23 protein-coding genes are annotated in these 20,607 nt (G+C 31.3%); 6 read left to right on the top strand and 17 right to left on the bottom strand.

Annotation, left to right across the window (positions count from 1 at the left end; genetic code table 11):
• Positions 1-2: 2 nt before the first annotated feature.
• The 4 genes from J2Y38_RS09290 to J2Y38_RS09275 all read right to left on the bottom strand — a co-directional run bounded on the left by J2Y38_RS09290 (position 3) and on the right by J2Y38_RS09275 (position 3,547).
• Positions 3-923: a hypothetical protein gene (locus J2Y38_RS09290; protein ID WP_309841540.1), complete on the bottom strand. Its 921-nt coding sequence runs from the start codon at positions 921-923 to the stop codon at positions 3-5.
• A gap of 5 nt (positions 924-928) precedes the next feature.
• Positions 929-1,960, bottom strand: coding sequence for a hypothetical protein (locus J2Y38_RS09285; RefSeq protein WP_309841538.1), 1,032 nt, complete (start codon positions 1,958-1,960; stop codon positions 929-931).
• A gap of 344 nt (positions 1,961-2,304) precedes the next feature.
• Positions 2,305-2,733 carry a copper resistance protein NlpE N-terminal domain-containing protein gene (locus J2Y38_RS09280; RefSeq protein WP_309841537.1) on the bottom strand — a complete coding sequence of 143 codons (429 nt, stop codon included), beginning with the start codon at positions 2,731-2,733 and terminating at the stop codon, positions 2,305-2,307.
• A gap of 16 nt (positions 2,734-2,749) precedes the next feature.
• On the bottom strand, positions 2,750-3,547 hold the full coding sequence (locus J2Y38_RS09275) for a PhzF family phenazine biosynthesis protein (protein ID WP_309841535.1): 798 nt from the start codon (positions 3,545-3,547) through the stop codon (positions 2,750-2,752).
• Between the two features lie 211 nt (positions 3,548-3,758).
• Here J2Y38_RS09275 and J2Y38_RS09270 point away from each other — a divergent pair, with 211 nt between their 5' ends.
• Complete coding sequence (locus J2Y38_RS09270) at positions 3,759-4,760, top strand: hypothetical protein (protein ID WP_309841533.1); 1,002 nt, start codon at positions 3,759-3,761, stop codon at positions 4,758-4,760.
• 35 nt (positions 4,761-4,795) lie between these two features.
• On the opposite strand, the gene J2Y38_RS09265 is transcribed toward J2Y38_RS09270, so the two are convergent.
• From J2Y38_RS09265 to J2Y38_RS09240, 6 genes are all read right to left on the bottom strand, one after another.
• Positions 4,796-5,596 (bottom strand): AraC family transcriptional regulator, encoded by an 801-nt coding sequence (locus J2Y38_RS09265; protein WP_309841531.1) that lies wholly within the window; start codon positions 5,594-5,596, stop codon positions 4,796-4,798.
• Between the two features lie 12 nt (positions 5,597-5,608).
• On the bottom strand, positions 5,609-6,256 hold the full coding sequence (locus J2Y38_RS09260; RefSeq protein ID WP_309841530.1) for an NAD-dependent epimerase/dehydratase family protein: 648 nt from the start codon (positions 6,254-6,256) through the stop codon (positions 5,609-5,611).
• Between the two features lie 4 nt (positions 6,257-6,260).
• Complete coding sequence (locus J2Y38_RS09255; RefSeq protein WP_309841528.1) at positions 6,261-7,304, bottom strand: aldehyde reductase; 1,044 nt, start codon at positions 7,302-7,304, stop codon at positions 6,261-6,263.
• 139 nt (positions 7,305-7,443) lie between these two features.
• On the bottom strand, positions 7,444-7,938 hold the full coding sequence (locus J2Y38_RS09250) for an SRPBCC domain-containing protein (protein ID WP_309841525.1): 495 nt from the start codon (positions 7,936-7,938) through the stop codon (positions 7,444-7,446).
• A 14-nt stretch (positions 7,939-7,952) separates the two neighbouring features.
• Positions 7,953-8,309 (bottom strand): hypothetical protein, encoded by a 357-nt coding sequence (locus J2Y38_RS09245; protein ID WP_309841522.1) that lies wholly within the window; start codon positions 8,307-8,309, stop codon positions 7,953-7,955.
• 129 nt (positions 8,310-8,438) lie between these two features.
• Positions 8,439-9,584, bottom strand: coding sequence for a M57 family metalloprotease (locus tag J2Y38_RS09240; RefSeq protein ID WP_309841520.1), 1,146 nt, complete (start codon positions 9,582-9,584; stop codon positions 8,439-8,441).
• A gap of 596 nt (positions 9,585-10,180) precedes the next feature.
• Between J2Y38_RS09240 and J2Y38_RS09235 the strand changes: the two genes are divergently transcribed.
• Positions 10,181-10,558 (top strand): GreA/GreB family elongation factor, encoded by a 378-nt coding sequence (locus J2Y38_RS09235; protein WP_309841518.1) that lies wholly within the window; start codon positions 10,181-10,183, stop codon positions 10,556-10,558.
• A 175-nt stretch (positions 10,559-10,733) separates the two neighbouring features.
• Positions 10,734-11,519 carry a DUF5995 family protein gene (locus J2Y38_RS09230; RefSeq protein ID WP_309841515.1) on the top strand — a complete coding sequence of 262 codons (786 nt, stop codon included), beginning with the start codon at positions 10,734-10,736 and terminating at the stop codon, positions 11,517-11,519.
• A 402-nt stretch (positions 11,520-11,921) separates the two neighbouring features.
• On the opposite strand, the gene J2Y38_RS09225 is transcribed toward J2Y38_RS09230, so the two are convergent.
• The 3 genes from J2Y38_RS09225 to J2Y38_RS09215 are packed head-to-tail and all read right to left on the bottom strand — an operon-like array spanning position 11,922 to position 13,137.
• A complete protein-coding gene (locus J2Y38_RS09225; RefSeq protein ID WP_309841514.1) occupies positions 11,922-12,332 on the bottom strand; it encodes a DUF6157 family protein in 411 nt (136 codons plus the stop codon).
• 57 nt (positions 12,333-12,389) lie between these two features.
• Positions 12,390-12,884 (bottom strand): hypothetical protein, encoded by a 495-nt coding sequence (locus J2Y38_RS09220; RefSeq protein WP_053470944.1) that lies wholly within the window; start codon positions 12,882-12,884, stop codon positions 12,390-12,392.
• A 16-nt stretch (positions 12,885-12,900) separates the two neighbouring features.
• A complete protein-coding gene (locus J2Y38_RS09215) occupies positions 12,901-13,137 on the bottom strand; it encodes a helix-turn-helix transcriptional regulator (protein WP_309841507.1) in 237 nt (78 codons plus the stop codon).
• A 110-nt stretch (positions 13,138-13,247) separates the two neighbouring features.
• On the opposite strand from J2Y38_RS09215, the gene J2Y38_RS09210 reads away from it, so the two are divergent.
• Positions 13,248-13,577: a hypothetical protein gene (locus J2Y38_RS09210; protein ID WP_309841505.1), complete on the top strand. Its 330-nt coding sequence runs from the start codon at positions 13,248-13,250 to the stop codon at positions 13,575-13,577.
• Positions 13,578-13,713: 136 nt separating this feature from the next.
• Here the strand turns inward: J2Y38_RS09210 and J2Y38_RS09205 are convergent, their stop codons facing one another.
• The 4 genes from J2Y38_RS09205 to J2Y38_RS09190 all read right to left on the bottom strand — a co-directional run bounded on the left by J2Y38_RS09205 (position 13,714) and on the right by J2Y38_RS09190 (position 17,411).
• On the bottom strand, positions 13,714-14,013 hold the full coding sequence (locus tag J2Y38_RS09205; RefSeq protein WP_309841504.1) for a hypothetical protein: 300 nt from the start codon (positions 14,011-14,013) through the stop codon (positions 13,714-13,716).
• On the bottom strand, positions 14,006-14,467 hold the full coding sequence (locus J2Y38_RS09200; RefSeq protein WP_309841501.1) for a hypothetical protein: 462 nt from the start codon (positions 14,465-14,467) through the stop codon (positions 14,006-14,008). Before J2Y38_RS09200 ends, J2Y38_RS09205 begins: the two co-directional genes overlap by 8 nt.
• A gap of 160 nt (positions 14,468-14,627) precedes the next feature.
• Positions 14,628-16,073: a UvrB/UvrC motif-containing protein gene (locus J2Y38_RS09195; protein ID WP_309841499.1), complete on the bottom strand. Its 1,446-nt coding sequence runs from the start codon at positions 16,071-16,073 to the stop codon at positions 14,628-14,630.
• A gap of 24 nt (positions 16,074-16,097) precedes the next feature.
• Positions 16,098-17,411 carry a hypothetical protein gene (locus tag J2Y38_RS09190; protein WP_309841497.1) on the bottom strand — a complete coding sequence of 438 codons (1,314 nt, stop codon included), beginning with the start codon at positions 17,409-17,411 and terminating at the stop codon, positions 16,098-16,100.
• A gap of 243 nt (positions 17,412-17,654) precedes the next feature.
• Between J2Y38_RS09190 and prfA the strand changes: the two genes are divergently transcribed.
• Together prfA and J2Y38_RS09180 are read left to right on the top strand one after the other, a co-directional pair.
• Positions 17,655-18,731: a peptide chain release factor 1 gene (gene prfA / locus J2Y38_RS09185; protein WP_309841495.1), complete on the top strand. Its 1,077-nt coding sequence runs from the start codon at positions 17,655-17,657 to the stop codon at positions 18,729-18,731.
• Between the two features lie 294 nt (positions 18,732-19,025).
• Positions 19,026-20,357 carry a DUF5723 family protein gene (locus tag J2Y38_RS09180; protein ID WP_309841492.1) on the top strand — a complete coding sequence of 444 codons (1,332 nt, stop codon included), beginning with the start codon at positions 19,026-19,028 and terminating at the stop codon, positions 20,355-20,357.
• Positions 20,358-20,607: the final 250 nt, after the last annotated feature.

Genomic DNA, 20,607 nt, shown 5'->3' with positions numbered 1-20,607 from the left:
GTTTAAAAGCTAAATTTTAATCGTTCCCAAAAAGTTCCTTCGTAATCTAACGGATAGCCTACTATGCTTTCGTAAAGCCAGTTTGACAAAACTTCGGCAGGAGCTAAATTTAAAAGTGTGATTCTTTCTCCGTTGCCATTGTTTTCAATACTGCCAATTGTAAAATAGGTTTTATTCAATTCATAAGAATTTATTCGGGTATTGGTTCTTGGCAGCCTTTCGTTGATAAAATTTTCCAGTTCATCTTCGTTTGAAACATCTGTTCTGCCGGATTTGTCCCATTTAGAAACAACTAAAATCACGTTTATTGATTTCAGATTTTTACCTTTTCTCTCCAGTTCGTCCAGAAATTCGTTTATTAAAGTATCTTCCAGATGTGCATTGTCATAGCTGGTCACAATTATAAAAGTCAGTGGAATATTAGCATTCAAATATGCTTCAATACTACTGTGATAAGTACCGCCTCTGCTGATATCTTTATGGTTTTCTCCCGAAGTTTCCAGAAAAGTCAGGTTTATAGGCGGAACTTTTTTAGATTTATTGTTTGGTTCAAATATTAAGTCCAGTCTCGTAACCTGATCGCGGGTAGTTCTATTGGGTAGAATACCTTGTCTTATGTTTTCAAAAAAATCGGCTAGTAAAACCTGTGCTTCTTTTGTATTGGGAGTACCCAGTTTAGGACGTAAAACGCCGGCTTGTGAACTTAAATAATACAAAATAGAAGAAAGTATAACCGATTTGCCTGATTCTCCTACACCAAAAAAGAAAATAAAGTTACTTTCCTTATTTTTAATTTGATTGGTGCTGGCATTTGCCAAAGGAACAAAATCTGGTCTTGCATTATTTTGAGCTTCATATGAAATTGGTTTTAATGTTTCATTGCTCAGGGTTAAAGGTTTTAAGGTGTTGTTGTCTTCAGTCATCTTGTTTAGTTTTTAGCAATTAATACTTTTCCGTTTCTTTTACTACCGCTAAAAATGCTGGAGTTATTACTGCTGTTTCCGCTGCTTGGAGTAGCTAGTAACACAATAATTACAATAACAAAGTCTAATAGAATACAGCCCATTAATACAACAAACTGGTACATTCCAAAATTTTTGACGGCGTGATCAAAGGCAAAACCAATTTTGCCGACATCTTGTGTTTTGGAGATTTCAGGAGTAAATTTAAATTTGTCGTCACCTAAAATGGAGTGGGCACGATTTCCAAGTTTATTGTATTCTGATAATGAATCATCGATTAATCCCTGAGAGAGATCGTCTTTTTCTTTTTTAGAAAGCAGTAATAAGTCCTGAATCTTTTTATTCCATTTTAATACGGCATTGTTTATATCTGTTTTTAAAGCTTTTTCTTCTGGCGAAAGGTCAGAAATCATATTGTCGATCTGTAATCCCATTCTTTCTGCCAAATCATCATAATCATTAGCAACCGGAGTCAGGAAATCAACCTTTTGTCCCGTTAGTTTTTCAATGTCCCGTATTAAGGACTGGGCTCTTGTGCCTATTCCTTTATTTCCTGGATCTTTGATCTGCTCCATCATCTGCTTCTTTTTAATTTCGATATCCTGAGAAGTTTGTCTGTTGTATTTGTAGCTTAGTTTGGACTGAACATCAGCTTCCAGATTATTAAAACGTTCGTTTATATCTCTTAATTCGGTAGTATAAATATCGGTTTTCATGAATCTGGTGTATAAAGCATTAAAGTTGGCTATGAAACAAAATGAGGCAATAAAAAGATAAATTCCCACCAAATTTGAAGTAGTGCGGCCTTCTGCTTTTGCAGTTCTGATCATCCAGATTAAAAACAACAATAAGAAAGATAAGACTAAGGCGATTATAAAAGAAGCCGGACCAAAAATCTGATCTAATCCTAGCCAGGTTTGGTAAAAACTTACACTAATTAATAATATAGCCAGTATAGCCAAAAAAATGTCGGTTACTTGAATTGATTTTCTGCTCATTGTTTGTAAAATTTAAGATTATGTATCTGTTTTAGTTTTTGGTTTCAAAAAAATACCCGGCTTTTTTTATAACATAAAAGCATACAAACAAATCAGGATATAAATTTGTTATTCAAAACTAAGGGCTTTACAATCAGTAGTTTTACGGAAATCCGTAAACGAGAAAAATAATTACGGATTTCCGTTTTTTGAGGCAGGTAAGGGAATTGTATAAAAAAAGTACGTAAAAAAAGCCAAAGGTTTTTTACGCACTTTTTTATTAAAGCCTTATTTTCAGGCCAATTTGGATTGATTAAATAAAATTGTCTTTGTTTCTTATTAACAATTCTATCATAGATTGTGTATTATATTCTAAAAACATCAATTCTCTGCATCCAGTTAATTTCTGATTCTAAAAATTGAAGTTTAGTTTTTACGACTTTATCACTTTTATCTCTGGGATTTTTAGTGACAAATCTGGCTGTGGAATTATTAAAATCCAAAGTATATTTTTCGTCAAAATCTTCTTTTTTATTAGAAGAAAAAGTAATCAGATTATCTTTTGAACTCCATTTTCCTTTTCCGTATTTATTTGCTTCTGGAGGAGTTCCGCCTTGAATTTTAGAATACGAATGAAATACAAATGTTCCATCTTGATTTAAGGTCAATTTGTACTCAATTATATGTTTTCCTTCTTCACCAAGTGAACGGGAATAATCGCCCGCAAATTGATTTGATTGTGCAAATAAAGTGATGTTGCAAAGTAAAAATAAAGTAGTAATTAATGCTTTCATATTTTTTTTTAAAGATTTATAAAATAAATTCACCTTCTAAAACAATCACTGCTTCTCCAAGAATATAAACTTTATCTTTTGAAAGTTCTGTACTCATAGTTCCGGTTCTTAAAGAAGATTGGTATGCGTTCAATTTTGTTTTATTGAGTTTTGTGGCCCAATATTTTGTCAAAAAGGTTTGAATTCCACCCGTTACAGGATCTTCATTAGTTCCTGCCCACGGCCAGAAATATCGGTAATGAAAATCAAAATTTTCGTTGTCTGAAACAGCAGTTACAAGCACACCGTTTATTCCGGTATGTGAGTTTATCAATGCTGTAAAATCTGGTTTTAAATTTGCCAGTTCCTGAGCGCTTTCAATTTCAACTAAAATTATTTTGTTATTTGGGCTGTACCTTTTTTCTATAGTTTCAGAAATTCCCAGAGCGTCAAGGAGTTTTTGAGGAACTTCTGTTTGTTCTGTGTCATAAACCGGAAATTGCATTTTGATTTTATTTGCTTCTTTTTCAATAAATAATTCAACATTATCGCAGTTGATAAATTTTATACTTTCTAAAGAAGTTGTGCTGAAAAGAATTTTAGACGAAGCCAATGTAGCATGTCCGCATAACGGAATTTCTGTTTTCGGACTAAAAAATCTTATGCTATATGTATTGTCTTTTATTTGTTTTATAAAGGCAGTTTCCGAAAATCCAATTTCGGTTGCAATGTTTTGCATACTTTCTGCGTCTAATTCTATATCTGGAAGACAAACTGCAGCTGGATTTCCTTTAAATTTTTCATTGGTAAATGAGTCAACAAAATAAGTTTTCATTTTTATTTGGGAGTACGTTAAATGCTATTTTTAGTTAAACGAAAATACGATTAAAAATGCTAATCTGATAAAATAGATTCAGATTATATTTACGAAAGAGAGCTTCTGTGAACCGAAAAAAATCTTCTAATGATTTCTAATTAAATTTATATATTTTTGATCAAAATAAAATTTAACTCCCAAATAACCACTTCAGAAACCTGCCAACTTTATGAGTAACTCTACCCAAGAAACCAGTTTACCAAAAATTTATAACACTACCGCATTAATTGCCTATATCTATGCTGCCTTAATAATTGTATTTGCCATTTACAAACAATTTTTTTATGTAGACAAAACCTGGTTTCATGGTTTTTTAGCAAATGGTTTTGCAGTTTTTAGTGCTGCGGTTTGGTTTGGAATACTACTGGTTTTTAAACTTTTTTTAAATAGAGTGCTTAAGTATGGCAAGGCCGATTCATTAATAATTATATCTTTAGTTTTCCTGGCAATACCTATTTATTCTTTAGGTTCAGTTTTATTCAGTTCAATACCGATATATTTCGCACAAGAAGAACAAGGTTTTAATTCATTAGCTTCTTTTGCTTCGACCTCTATTTCGAGTGCAATATTGCTGATTCTCTCTAATATTGTAATGATAGTGGTTACTATTTTATTAGGAAACCGTATCAGAAAAATTGATGTTATTCTGAAAGATCTTTTCATGATTTTAGGTTTTTCGCTTATTATACTTGGAGTTGGTTCTGCGTTGCAGGCAGTTTCTGTCATCGACAGTGATATCATTATATTTTTGCCAAAAGCAATTGTGGCTGCAGTTTTAGGTTATATTTTGAAAGAGACTTCTCAAATGAATTATGCTGAATTATCTTCGACGTTAAAAGTTGAAATAAATGAAAATGTGAACCTTACTAAAGCTAAAGTTTCATCTCAGAAGGAATCTGAAAAAGTAGAAAAAATAAATGTTTCCAAGAAAAAGGAAGCAATTACTACAGGACCGGAAGTAGTTCCTTATGTTGATATTAACGAGCTCGAAAATAAGGAACTAGTACTTTCTTATTTTGATAATTTATCAACGGATGAATTAAACAGACTTGAGGTTGTAGTGGCTAAAAATTATACTCAAAATTTGACCGACGACCAGAAAAAGAACCTTATTATACAATATATCTCAGAGAGAAAATCGTATGATCACAATCGTTATGCTCCAAAATAAAAGGTGCGTTTACAGACTTAAACTTTCAATTTTAATTAATTATTTTTCTTCGTTTCAATAAGCTGGGTTGGCGAATGGCCGAACAATTTTTTAAAGGCAAACGAAAAATGGGAAAAGTTCTCAAAGCCTAAGTCCAGATAAATGTCAGACGGCCTTTTGTTCTTTTTATCAATTAAATGATATGCTTCTTCAAGTCGTTTTTGAACTAGCCAATGACTTGGAGTAGCATTAAATATTTTTTCGAAATCCCTTTTAAAAGCCGATAAACTGCGTCCTGTTAAGTAGGCAAAACGTTCTATACTTACGTTGAACCTGAAATTACGAATCATAAAAGCTTCAAGGTCTATTTTTTCGGGACTGCCAAAATCAAACAAAATATTGGCCAGTTCAGGATTAACTTTTAATAGTACAAGCAGTAATTCGGTGCGTTTTACATTCAAAAACTGCTCGTCAATTGTGCCTTTTTCGTTGAAATAAGGAGTAAGCGACTGAATGAAATTTTTAGTTAATGCATTTTTAGTTAATGCTATAATACCATTTGTCGGTTTCTCACTTTCGACTTTAAATTGATATTTTTCATTAAACTCTTTTAAAAAATCCTGTTCAAACAAAATGTAGATTTTTTTAAACTCACCATTATCAGGTTGTTTGGTATACTTTGCTAAATGATTTCTTCTTGCAATACCAAAATCTCCGGGTTTAATTTTGTATTCTTTACTTCCGTCGTAAGCCAGCATCGAACCCGAAACTAAATACATAAAGCAATGTTCAGGAACAAATTGCTCATTATTAAGTGAAGGACTTACGTAACAGGCAGATATAGTAGTTTCTTTCATTTTTCAGAATTTTTATTGTTTTGCTAATTGATCAATATCATCGACCTCCAAAATTTGTTTTGGATAACTCTTTGAAACAGCATGAATCATAGCGCGCCCTACTTGTTGAAGTGTCAATGTTTTTTGCGGAAAAAATGGTGCAATTATTGGCCCTAATATTTTGTAGATTGCTTTTACATTTACCTGTCCTTTAGTTCCTTTCATGATCGCCGGACGAAAATTGTATTGATTTTTGCCATATAATTTCATCAGGGCATTTTCTGTTTTGCCTTTAACTCTGGCCCACATTACTTTTCCTTTTTCAGAACTGTCTGTTCTGTTTCCGGAAACAAAAATGAAAATCATATCAGGATTCAACTGTAATAATTGGTCTGCAAAAGCAAGTGTTGTGTCATAAGTAATTCGGGTAAACTCTTCTTCTTTTATGCCGACAGAACTAATTCCTGCACAGTAAAAACAGGTGTCATAACCTTTTAACTGTTCAGAGAAATTTTCTAACTGCAAAAAGTCAGGTACAAGAAGTTCTTTTAATTTAGGATGATCGAGATCGTAATGTTTTCTATTTACGATCAGTACTTCTTCTACATTTTCGTTTTCTAAACACTCAAATAAAACACCTTCGCCAACCATTCCTGTGGCTCCTGTTATGATTACTTTCATCTTTTTATTTTTTGATTAGACCTAATTTCAATAAACTTTCGGCAGTTGCCAAAATTGCTTCTTCATTCGAACGAGGAGACCAATTTAATGTTTTTTTTGCTTTTTCTCCGCTGGCCTGCATGTATTGTCCCAGTAAAGTAACCAGCATTTTTAACGATGGTTTTTTTAATGCGCTAGCTTTTAAAACCCAGTTAGGCAGCTCTTTAGTTGGAACTTTATCAGCTTCATTGCCTAATTTTTTTTTAAGAATTTTAGCGACATCAAGCATGGATAAAACATTTCCTGTAGTGGCTAAAAAGCGTTCGCCATTTGCTTTAGGATTTGTCATTGCCAGTAAATGCAAATCGGCAACGTCGCGGACATCGATATAACAAGAACTGATTTTTGGGCAGGCTTTAATGTCGCCTTCCAGCATTTGTTTAATCATTTGATGCGAATGCGAATAATCTGCACCTAATAATGGCCCCATGACACCAACCGGATTTACTGCCGAAAGTTCCAGATTTCCGCCTTCATTTTTTATAAATTCCCAAGCAGTTTGTTCTGCAATGGTTTTTGATTTTTGATAAGCATGAATATTACTGTCAATGTTTGTCCAATCGTCTTCGGTGTATGGCTTTTTACGGTTTTTGTGTCCCATACCGACAGCACCGAAAGCAGAAGTTAAAACTACTCGTTTTACATTGGCATCTCTTGAAGCTTTAAGGACTCTTAAAACGCCGTCTTTTGCCGGATTAATTAATTCGTCTTCGTGTGTAAACTGAATCGCCGGAGTAGGAGAGGCAACATGTAGTACAAACTCGCAGCCTTTTACTGCTTCATCCCAATTTTTGTCGCTTGAAAGATCAGCCTGAATAAATGAAAGATTCTCAAATGTGCTAATACCGCCCACTTTAAGCATTTGTTTTACTTCGTCTTGTCTATTTAAGGAACGAAGCGTTGTTTTTACCGAATAGCCTTCTTTCAATAATTTTAAAATGCAATGAACGGCAATAAAACCTGAACCGCCTGTAACCAAAACTGTTTTGTCTTTTTCTGAATTTGTCATTTTTTTAAGTTTTAATACTGCAAAGTTCAGATTAAAACGAACAGCTTATTTTGCTGTAAAGTCCAAATTTTATGTCTTTAAAAGTCCAGATTTTAGGTTATTTTTATTGGGTAAATATTTGAGATACTGATTGTTGTTTCTAATTGTTAATCATGGGATTCAAATTTTCATCTTTGTTGCGTAAATCTAAACCGCCTTCGTAAACAGATTTAAGATTAACCAAATAAAAACCCCAGCCATTTGAACAGCCAAGTCTGATATATTGTTTAGAATAATCATCTGCAGCGATATTGTGCTGACGAAGTTCAACGATCGTATAACTATCTATTTCGGTTAGTTTTATATCTACGAGACACGCTCCTTCAAAAGTAAATTGTAAATAGTCTTTTCCATTGGCAGCAGTAATTTTTCCTTTCATGGAATCTTTATACAAATACCAAAGCCAATCGTAAGTTGTGCCTTCTACAGCGTTTTTGCCTTTGCTGATTGGTTCTTGATTTGTATCAAAAAAGGATACTTTTTCGAGAAACCATTTTTCTAATTCATCTGCAATTGTCCAGGCATTATAAATGTCGCTGAGTTGAGCTTTAATTGCTATTTTTTTGGTGAAAGATGTCCAGTCGAAATTTTCCATGGTTTGGTTTTTATTTATTCACATAACAGAGTATCAAATTCTAAATGAAGTTGTGTTGCTTCATCACCTACATTAACCCATCTATAATTTCTTAAGATGTAAGCATTTCCTCCATCTAAAGTTACCCATTCATCTATTCCTCTTGCTCCATTTCTTAAATCATCTTTTGCAAATAACCCAATCGGAGCAGTATAACTTCTGTTTTTAGTTAGATATTTACAATTGCTTGTTTCTATTTCTGATTGCGAAATGTACTTTGATTTTGTTAAAGAGGGAAGTGTATTATTCACTTGGATTGGAGACATTGAAGAAGAGCAGGAACTAAGAAATAAAATCGCTCCAATAAAACTTAAGTAGATCAGTTTATTCATTGTAGATAGATTTAATTATAACAAATATAAGATATTTCTTGTAGTTTTTTCACGATGTATTTACAAGTTTAATCCAGAGGAAGAAAATAAAAAAAGCGCAAAGTCAGAGACATTTGCGCTTTTGTATTATTATAGTGAACCTTCCAGTTTAAATTTTCCTTTTTTCATAATGTTGTAGTCAGGGCTTCTGTAAAGATTACCGGTTGTATCTCGTATAGTATAATAAATTATAAAATTAGAAGTTTGAAATCCAGGGTCAGAATAAAAAGTATCGGCTACAGCCATAAAATAGCCGGTTTCACCCCAGCCAATGGCATAAGGAGCTCCGGCGCCATTTACTTTTGAGTACCACCAAATAATACTGTCTAAATCGGCATTTGCTAAATTTCCTGTGTAGGTCCATGTAAATAAACTGATTCCAGATGACAGATAACTTGGACCGGATGCCGTTATTTGAGGTAAAATTACAGGCTCTGGGTACAAGTATTTGATGGCTATTAAATCGTAAGTTGAAAACCCGCTCCATTCGTAATTGGCAGTTCCGCCGTTCATTACAGAATTTGGATCCTGATTTGGCGTATTCGGTATCAGGTTTGCACCAACAGTTCCTGCTGTTTCACCTCTAATATCCCAGTTTGTGTGTCGTAAACCTATACAGTGGCCTAGTTCGTGTACCATATTGTAGCGTTTACTACTTTCGGTAACCGTAACATTGCTTAAGAAATCTAGATTTATAATAACCTGATTATAAGGCTGGTTATTTGTTGGGAAACCAGCACTTGCTATAACATTGTCAGCCAATTGATTCCCGTCACTCTGAATAATTATATCAGATGAAGAGCTTGTAGAAATTTCAAAATTAACTTTAGATCCAGAAATAGTATTCAGGTCGTTAATAGCATTGTTAATGGCAGCTCTCCAGTCGTCGGATCCGCCAGTTGGAATTGACGGGGCTACATAAACTGTCATAGAAGTAACATTGGTTTGTGAAACCAAATTGTTAGTATGTGCATGTCTGTCTGTAATACTTTTTGAATAAGATTTTATGTCTTTAGAAAACATTAAATCGCCTTCAACCAAATAGAAATTTTCATATTCTGTAATTCTTTCTTTTGCGAACCCCATTTCAATAAGTTTATCAACAACAGGGGAATCTTTTAATGCGCTTTCTGTACTGTTCGAATCAGGATTTTCATCAGAACAATTTTGAAATAAAAACAGGGCTGAAATTGCAAAAGCAAACAGCATTGATTTACCAAATAATTGGTTTTTCATTTTTTTCATAATTTTTCAAATTAATTTGTTTAGGAAATTCTTTGAAGTATTTATTATAAAATCTAGTTGTTAAACCCTAAAAAATGTAAGTGGTTTTGATTGTGTTTTTAAGGTTTTTTGAAATAAAATACTAACAGGCTAAATTGTATAATAAATCTCTTTGTTAAAATTAACTTATTTATTTACAATTGTTTTACGGAAAAACCGTAAAGCATTTTTTATGAAATTTATGTTTTTATAAAAGTAATGTGGTGGTGCTTTTTTATTGTTTTTTGTAAGAAATAAAATGTATCTTGCAGAACATTTAGAATTATAATAATGATAACTGCAAATACATATTTGGTAAACAGCTGTTTAATGTGCTTAATGTGTACATTATTGTATTTGCATGATGATACTTTCTTAAAAAACTCAAAAGAGTTTATTCATTTTGCCCTGTCAAAACTCTAGGCAGGGAAACCCTTTATTTATAAAGTTCGTTTATTTAATCTTCAATTTTCATTCAGGATGTGATATCATTGAATTAGATGGAGCTGCAAGATATTCAGTGAAGAGTTGTATATCATACTCAATGAAAGTGAAGAAACAAGAAAGTCATGTCACAAAATATTATATTAACTACAGGAACATACGATTTAATTAAAGATCACGTAAGAAGAAAAAAAGTAACGCCTCAGGAAGAAGAATTGTTGCTGGGTCAGTTAAAAAATGCGTCTCAGGTATTGAGAAAAAATCTGCCGGAAGATATTGTTTCCATAAATCGAAAAATAACCTACAAAGACCATATCAATAATGAACAAAAAACAATTCTTCTGGTTGGTCCCGAAAAAGTAAAAGTGAGTAAAAACAAAATTTCGGTTCTTTCTGATGAAGGTATTGCAATGGTTGGCTATAAGGTTGGAGATCTTGTAGAATGGCCGGCTAAAAAAGGCAATTTAAAATTAGAAATTTTAAAAGTAGAAGTAGAGGCTTAATATGCAGCTGTTTTCGATTTAAGTTAGTAACATCCCAAAAGAGTTTTCTTTTGGGATTTTTATTGTATTAAAGATAAAAAATAATAAGATAATTACTTCAAAAAATGCACATTGAAAGATTAAAATAATTATATTCGTTGCTCTCAATTTGACTAATAACCAACAATAAACGACTATGAAACAAGCAAATACTATTGATGAAGTAATTCAGTTTTTGGATGAAATAATAGAAAAATCAAAGATTGACCAAAGCAATATAGGTTTATTTGCTATTCTGTATCGTGAAGTTACAATAAAAGTAAAACAAGGAATTCAGGCTGGTTCTTTTCAAAATGGTGAGCGAATGGAAAAATTGGATGTTATTTTTGCCAATAGATACTTAAAAGCTTATTATCAATATCAGGCCAAAGAAAAACCATCTGAATGCTGGGGATTTGCTTTTGAACAAGCCGAAAAGTTTTGGCCAATAGTTTTGCAGCATTTACTACTCGGAATCAATGCGCACGTAAACCTTGATTTAGGAATTGCCTCGGCTCAAATTAGTACCGTTGAAGACATCGCAGATTTAAAACATGATTTTGACCAAATAAACGCTATTCTTAGCAGTCTCGTAGCAGGTGTCGAAAAATGTTTAATCAAAATTTGGCCAACGCTAACATGGATATTAAAATACACAGGCAAAATAGATAATTTCTTTATTGATTTCAGTATGGAAGAAGCAAGAAACGGAGCCTGGAAATTTGCCAACGAATTTGTAGCAGTTCCAGAAAACGAAAGAGAAGCGTGTACAAAACTAAGAGACGAAAGAATAACAGAAATTGCCAGATTAGTTTCAAACCCAGGATATTTTGTTAGTGCTGTTTTCAAATTCATCCGTTTGTTTGAAAGAGGAACTGTCGCTCAAAAAATAATCGATATGCAGATAATGGAAGAAAAAAATATGGAATGTGTTGTGGCTTGATTTTGAAAGAGAACACAACGAAAAAGAACAAAGTATTATTTCCAGTCTAAAATAAAACTCAATAAATTCTCGACAATTATTTTGAGCCAGTTTTTCTTTTTGGGTTCAGTCATTTTTATATTGGAATTACAGTTTTCTTTAGATTTTTTTCTGTGCTATTAAAAGTCCCCACATTGCAATTGCAAAGATGATTGAAAATACAATATCACTTTTATCAAAATTTTTAGAGTCAAATAAAAAGTTGATAATTATACTAACAAAACAGCATATTATAAGTTTTAATAACTTGTTTTTTAAAGTTTTGTCGTGATAAGTCCACTTTTGCTGTGGTATAATTTTTTTCATTTTGGATTGAGATTGATTATTAATTTCTCACGCTGTATTCGTCACTGACGCGAGAAATTATCGAGCAGATTTCATGGCCTTTACTTTTTTGATTTTGGGATCTTTTAAAAACTTTAGGTATTCATCTGTTTCCATGCCGAAAATGGCTATTTTTCCATTATGGTCATTATGGATTCCAAAACCATATGTTTTTGAAAGAGGTGAGGCGCGAAAACAAGCTTGTCCCTTAGAAAAAAAATCTTCTCTGGCTTTTTCGTATTCACTTTTTGTTACATCATTTCGATCTGCAAATACCTGAAAAAGAACATCGTCTGAGGTATATTTATACGGGTTTTTGCTAATTAGTTCGTATTGCATTTCTGCAACTGTTTTTTTGTCTTTGCTTGGCGGTTTTGTTCCGTGAGAAACTTTGCTGTCTTCTGCTGTTTCTATAAAAGTATCAAAATAGTTGGTGGTGTGTATTTTCATCTTCCTATAAATTTGCTTTGTAAATATAGATTTTTCTTACGGAATATTTTTAACCTGCTAGCGTGATGAATTTTGATGTTCTATTTTAAAAAATTGCAGTCTTTCCTCTGAATTTAAATCTTTGTAATCTAAAAAAGAGTGCCTTAAAATAAGTTTTTTATTTTCCATTAATACTTCAAAAAGAATTAAGTTGTTTCCTCCATAAATTTGATATTTATCAAATTTTAAAAGCACAGCCCATTTCTCTTTAGAAAATCTTTTTTCGATACTCCATTCTCCATCAATAGATTGACAGTCTGCATATTGTTCCTTAGTTACTTTATTAATTACATTAGGAAAATTTTCGGTCTCAAAACTTCCATCTTCATTTAATGTTAACCTAACGTCATTGCATTTATAACCATAATGCATCATTGCATTGTAACTTGCTAAATCAAGCTTCCATTCTCCAATTAATTCTGTTGGTTCAGGTTTTTTTGTTAAATCCTTCGGAGTGTTACTGTTACAGCCGCTAAAAATCACAAAAAATATGAGGTAAACTACATTCTTCATATAAATAAATATAAGATTACAAATCTTTAATTAATTCACTTGGATGAATTTTTAAAGCTTGAGCAATTTTAAACAAAGTACTAATTTTCATTTCTTGAGAACCTTTGATATATTTTCTTAAATTCTCTACATCCAATTCGGCATCGTGAGCAACTTCTCTTGACTTTAATTGATTGTTATTAATTACATCTTTTATCTTGATTCCCAGTTCTTTTACAACTTCTGGAATTTCACTTTTTCTTTCTCTTTTCATAGAAATGAAATTACAAGTAATAGATTGTTTTGATATGATTGTTAAAAATCGATTGTTTTCAACCGAAATTTATATATTTGTTTAAAATTGTAAATCAAATCTTATAATATATGAAAACGCAAAATGAAGATAAAATATCAGAATTAATGAATAAAAGAAATTATTTCACCAAACTAAAACAAGAGCATAAAGAAGACAGTTCATTTACAATACCGCTAAAAGTTTCTTCTTATAACGAATTAAATCTAATAGTTTCAGATTTGCTTAAAGCAAGTATTGTTCTAATGAATAAAGAAGCCCGAAGTTTAGCCGTTTTCCATAAAGAAACAGATATTAATGTATTGACTTTACTTGAAATTGCATTACAGCTTCTGCCGGAAGAAGAAATGGAGCTATTGGATGATTTGCATAAGGTTTATTTACAATCTGATACATTATAAATTTTCTGCGGAGTGTGAGTGTTCCGCTCTTGACTGATTATCTTCTTATGAATTTATCGTTTTAAATGAAAGAGCGAAACGAACGCTCGTACTAGTGTATAAGCAAGTTTTTTTAGCTTTTTATTTATAGATTAACTTAGTGTGGTCGTTTTTTTGGACTTATGTTATTATTGTTTTTTTTGATCCAAGCCCAAAGATCTTTATTAAACCAACCATTTCTTTTTAAAATATTAAGTTCACATATAAAAAGACGACCTTCACTTTTAACTAAAGGTAGAAGTCTATCTTGCCACTTACTTACATCCGAAGATGTGTATACAATGTATAACCCATCATCATACCTATACCAGTCTATTGCTAAACTGATTTTTTCTTCTATAGTTTCCCTAGATATTTCTTTCCTTGGTTTTATGTATATATGCAAAAAATTATTCATGAGACTCTTTTTTTTCAGGTTTACTTTCTTCTTCATTATTCTCATCAGGAACATCTGCATCTGAATCGGAAATTATTTGCTCTTCACTTACTAATTCTGAAATTTCAGTTGTTTGATTCTGATTTTCTTTTGTACCGAATTTAACAATATCATCTGAAATTCTATCAAGTCTTGAGTTAATTGTTTCAGAAACTTGTTTAATTGTATTTGCTCCTTCTTCAATTTTAGTCACAGCTTCTTTTAACTTACCAAAATTTGATGTAGCTTCCTGATTTGAGATAATTGAATAAAAGATTGCAATTAATCCTAAAACCAATGAAGTAATTGAACCAGCAAAACTAAAATATTGCACCAAATCTGAATTATCATTTGAAGTTTCTATAAAAACAAATACAGAAATTATTATTATAACAATTAGAACTAGCCAATATACTTTTATTTTTTTTTCCATCATTTTTGAAAAATTTAGCTCACTCAAAGTTAACATATTTCTTTGCAAACTCATCTAATAAAAAAGAAAATCAGAAAATTCGGTGATCAATTAGGGATTTTAGGAAGTAAAACTTTTTAATGTTTGTAATTTTAGAATGGAGTAGTTTATTTAGTGAAAATATTTAGCCTCTGATCCAAATTAGGAGTTCCATATCGATTTTTTTTAAAGCAATAAATTCATCAATATCATCTGTATACCATCTATAAAGCATTTTTATTTGAAGCTCATATATCTTAATTAATAAATTTCTTAATGTCATTTTTTTTTCCTCTAGAAATTTAATATTTGATTTTGCTTCGATTTGTAAAAAATAAGCATATAAACTGTTAATATTCTGAAGATATTTTTCAATCAAGTTAGTTTTTTCACTAGAAAAAAAATCTCTAACAGGGTTTAAAAAATCAAAATAGCCTGCATTTCGTTCAGCAATATTTATTAAAATTAATCTATCTTCCGACGAAAGTTCTTTATTAGTTTTTAAATGTTCTATTTCTAATTCTTTTAGGGTTTCATTAATAATCTCTTTTTTCCCTATGTATTCACTATCAAAAACATCTATTTCTTTTTTTATCGTTTTAATTCTGGAATAATCTTCTTCGGATATTTTTACATCTTTAAATATTTTATCGATATATTCAGGACAAGTTTTATAAAGAATATCTTCAAGAGCTTTTTCTTCATCTCTCAACTTCATAGCATGTTCATATTTTTGTTTTTTCACAAGCTCATGCTTCTCTTTATTAATTGGTTGGATTTTTTTTATAATTTGAATATGTTCTTCTGAAATTGGAATAAATAAATTCCCTAATCTTGATTTTAAATAGAAATTTAAATTGTCAGGTTGAGCAGTTTCAGTACCTTTCAATTTAAATATGAAAGCTCCTCCTTGGTGTCCTACATTATTTAAAGCTCCAAACATAGGAGTTTGGGCGCGATCTTCATTAAAAGTTAAAATTATATTATTTGCTAAAACATTAAAAGGCATTTCTTCTAGACTATTTTCAGAAAGTTCCTTAATTAAATTTTCTGCAAAAGGGCTTTTTTGTCCGCCAATACCGTCACTAACTTTTTCGATTCCTCCTGAAGTTAATGCTAATCTTGATTTTTTATTCCCATATGCTTGAACTCCCCCGCCTCTTTTTTGCGCTTCAAAAATTGCTCCAGAAAAGCATGAATCTGAAATAATTGCCACATGAAATGCTTTGGAAGCATTAATAAAAGTTAATAGATCATTAATATTAATCCATGTAGAAGGATCTTTTGGATCCGAGTCAGATGGTAACCAATAAGCAGTTTCAAGAACACTATTATATTCACCATGACCTGCAAAAATTAAAAGAATATTTTCATCGTCTAAAGCATTTACAAAATAATTATTTAATATGGAGAAAAGTTTTTTCCTAGTGGTGTTTTCTTTTTCAAAGATAAAGTCGACATCTTCGAAGACATATTTGTTGGTTAAAATAGAAATTACTTCTTCAATATCGCTTTTTGTATTCTGTATTTTGTTTAATTCAATATCATCGTATTCATTTATAGCAACAGCGATTATTTTGTTTATACTCATTAGATTAATTTTAGTTGAGTAGTTTTAATTATAAAAAAAAGGAGATTTGAGAGATATTAAATGAAAATTTTTAAAATAGTATCTAAATAAAATGGATGTGAACAATAAGTAAGTTATTAATATCCAATAGTATTCTTTATTTGCTAGTAATATCATAGCTACTATAATCATTATTATATTAAAAACCCAAATTCTAAAAAAATGTGAAGGTAAAACGCTGACTAATCCACGAGAATAATCATTAATTATTTTAAAATCATCAAAAATAAATAATATTGCAAAATTTAAAATACTTAAATATATATTTTTATAGCCAATAATAATAAACAATTCTGCTAATGCGATATTTAATATATAAAATGAAATTTGTGAAAAGAATAGAGTTTCTCTTTTTTCAAAAACTATACTTTCAGGATATTTAGAAAGCGTTCTAATGGGAAATATTCCTAATACTAAGAAATTAATCAAATTTTTGTGAAGTACTTCTTTATATATATAACCAATCAAATATGTTACAATTAATATAGAAGAAATCCTAATAGGTAAAATTCCTAAGATATTTTCCTTACTTATCCATTGAGTAAGACTGGAGTTAAAAATATTATAAACACCATTTAGAATTGAAAAAATTCCAAAGAAAAGCCCAAGACAAAGAATTATTGAAATAAAAAAGTATTTAAAAAAAATAAAATTTAGTACACGATAATTCCAATAATTGCTATTTTTTTTTATAAAACAGTTGTTGAATAAAAAGAAAATAATAATGGTTAATAAAAGAGAAAAATAAACACCTCTATTATAATTATCTATTTCATTTTTACTATACTCAAGCCAATCAAATAATGATAAGTTATTTTTACTAAAATATAAATCAAGTTTAATAATATTTTGTAAAGTGTACTTAAAAATACAAAACGTTAAAGTAAATGAAATAAATCTAAAAACAATATATTTCAAATTAGCAGCTAATTGATTTAGTTTTTCATTTCTAATTGAATATCCTTGAAATTGCCTAAATAACTCATTAGAATTGGAAAAAATGACACAAAGAGAAAATATTCCAGATGGGATGTAATAAGATAAAATGTTTTCAAAATCAATATTTATTATCTTGGTAGTTATTAAATTACTATCTAAAATTGTTCTATCTAATTTTAATAAGATATAACAAAAACTAAATAAAGAACTAAATTTTAAAATATTGAAAAGAGTTTTAATACTAAATAAATAATTAGTTCTTTCTAAAAAGGTTCCATAATTTTTTAAATGAGTTTCCGAATATATTTCGATTAATAATACTATTGTTGATAAAATGATAATTAGTAATGTTTGATTCATGTATTTTATGGGTTTGTAATATTTATAAGATCTAAGTATCAGAAATAACATCTTTTTTAGGTAAATGACAAATCTGAATATAAAAACAAACATCGTCTTTAATTTAAATTTATCACTACGTAAAAACACCTGATTTTAGAAAAGAAAAAATCATTAAATCCCTCTCAAAATTCCCAAAAAATCAACACTAGAATTTTCCACAAAAATTTTGTAATTTTGCAGTCCAATAAAAGGAATTAGAAAATGTTAGATAGACTTCAATATGTAAAGCAGCGTTTTGATGAGATTTCGGATTTGATTATTCAGCCGGATGTTATTGCTGATCAAAAACGTTATGTGCAGCTTAACCAGGAATATAAAAGCATAAAAGCACTGGTTGAAAAGAGAGAAGAATACATTCTTGTTTTAGCAAATATTGACGAAGCAAACGAAATTATTGCTGACGGAAGCGATGCTGATATGGTTGAAATGGCCAAAATGCAGCTTGACGAAGCAAAAGAGCGCTTGCCGCAGCTAGAGGAGGAAATCAAATTTATGTTGATTCCTAAAGATCCTGAAGATGCTAAAAATGTAATGGTAGAGATTCGCGCCGGAACGGGTGGGGACGAAGCTAGTATTTTTGCAGGGGATTTATTTAGAATGTATACTAAATATTGCGAAGGCATGGGCTGGAGAACTTCGGTTGTTGATATGAACGAAGGAGCTTCTGGAGGTTTCAAAGAGGTTATTTTTGAGGTTTCGGGAGAGGATGTTTACGGAACTTTGAAGTTTGAAGCGGGTGTTCACCGTGTACAACGTGTTCCGCAGACTGAAACACAAGGTCGTGTGCATACATCGGCAGCTACTGTTATGGTTTTGCCAGAAGCAGAAGAGTTTGATGTTCAAATTGATATGAACGATGTTCGTGTAGATTTCTTCTGTTCGTCTGGACCTGGAGGACAATCTGTAAATACTACGAAATCGGCAGTACGTTTAACGCACATTCCAACCGGATTAGTGGCGCAATGTCAGGATCAGAAATCGCAGCATAAAAATAAAGATAAAGCCTTAATCGTATTACGTTCTCGTTTATACGAAATGGAATTAGCCAAAAAACAAGAGGAAGATGCTACAAAACGTAGTTCTCAGGTAAGTTCTGGTGACCGTTCGGCTAAAATTCGTACGTACAACTACGCTCAAGGTCGTGTAACGGATCACAGAGTTGGTTTAACGCTTTACGATCTAGGAAACATCATGAATGGTGATATCCAAAAAATTGTTGCCGAATTACAATTGGTAAACAATATGGAGAAATTGAAAGAAGCGTCAGAAGTTTACTAATCTAAGGTACAAAGTTACAGAGTTACAAAGGTTCAAAGGTTTTTTCTCTTTGACATTTATATAAATTTAAAGCCGAACTAACGTTCGGCTTTTTTTTGTTAATTAAAAAAACTTTGTCCCTCTGCACCTTTGAATCTTTGTCCCTTTTTTACGAATCTAGCTTTTCTAATTATAAAGGTTTTCTGAGAAACTTAGAACGTTAGCATCTTAGAGCCTTAGAAACTTCCAAAAAATTTTATATTCTCATTTTTTATTTCATATTTGCGTTACTAATCAACCAATTATAGCCAATTTATGAAGAGAACTTTACTATTATTATGCTTCTTTGGAAGCTTTTTTTATGCCCGGAGTCAGTCTTATTTCGGATTTCGGGACGACAATTATGCCGGGATTCAGGGAGTTTTATTTAATCCGTCGGCAATTGTAGATTCTAAATACAAAGCTGATATTACCATTGCTTCGGCAAGCGCAACCGCACAGAATGATTTGTATGGGGTTAATTTTGCCGAATTACTTGACGGTGGTTACGATTTCGATACCGATGCCAAAAAGAAATTCAAATCAAATAACAGAGGGAATTTCAATGTCGATATTCTTGGTCCTTCTTTTATGATGAATATTAATGAGCAGCACAGCATTGGTGTTTTTACACGTGTGCGAAGCATTACCAATTTGGTTGATGTAAACGGACAGCTTGTTGATGAGGTCAATAAAGATATTGATGCGTCAAAGAGTTTTTTAATATCGGGAGGAAATCCTAACGGTGTCAATAATTCGTGGGCAGAAATTGGAGCCAGCTACGGAACGATTTTATTAGATCATGATGTGCACTTTCTTAAAGCTGGAATTACCATAAAATATTTAATGGCAGGAGTAAACGGTTATATCAACGGAAATAATTTGAGTGTCGCCTTCAATAAAAATGATGCAGATCCGGCTTTGAGTACTTATAACTCAACAGGAACTTTGAAAACAGCTGCAAGCTATGATTATGAAAACGGAAAAGATCCGGAGTTTGATATGACTTCGGCAGGCGTGGGTGTTGATTTGGGATTTACTTATGAATACCGCACTAATTGCCATACTTGTATAGGTAGCAGATATAAGCTTAAAGCGGCTGTAGCGGTAACAGACATTGGTAAACTGAATTATAAAAATCTTACTGAAAATACATACGATCTAACTGGAAATGTTACTCAAGATGACATTGACAATGCAGGCGATATTTTCGAATTTTTTGATTCTAATTATACCAAAATCTCATCGAGAAAAGGAGTAAAAGCAAATTTGCCAACGGCATTGCACACCAATTTTGACTGGAATATTGATAATAAGTTCTACTTGAATTTAAGCGGCGATTTTAGTTTAGTTGATGCTAAAAAGATCAACGGAACTGCGATTGCAAATTCGGTTACATTTACGCCTCGATACGAAACCAGACAATTCAGTTTTTATATTCCCATAACTTATATGGAATATAGCGGAACGCAGATAGGAACTGGTTTTAGGGCTGGCCCGTTATTTATTGGTTCTGGATCTTTGATTTCGAATTTGTTTTCGGATAATTCAAAAGCTGCGAATGTGTATGTTGGATTGAAACTTCCAATTTATCAAAATTACAACTAAAGGTTCTGAGGTGCTAAGGTACTAAGGTTTAAAATGAAAAAGAGATTGTTCCACTTATGTGAAACAATCTCTTTTTTGGTTCAGAAAACTTTATTACTTAGAAACTAAAAATCTTAGCAACTTAGAACCTCAGAACCTTAAAAATATATTAAAAGTATTAACTGTTTAACCGTTTGTAATAGCAGAAACGTATAAACGAGTTAGATACCAAAAAATACTCGTGTGTATTCAAAACATTTATATAGATTAG

This window comes from Flavobacterium sp. 2755, assembly GCF_031455715.1.
Taxonomy (GTDB): Bacteria; Bacteroidota; Bacteroidia; order Flavobacteriales; family Flavobacteriaceae; genus Flavobacterium.
Note: the sequence above shows the minus strand (reverse complement) of the source record. Positions and strands in the feature narration are given on the sequence as shown.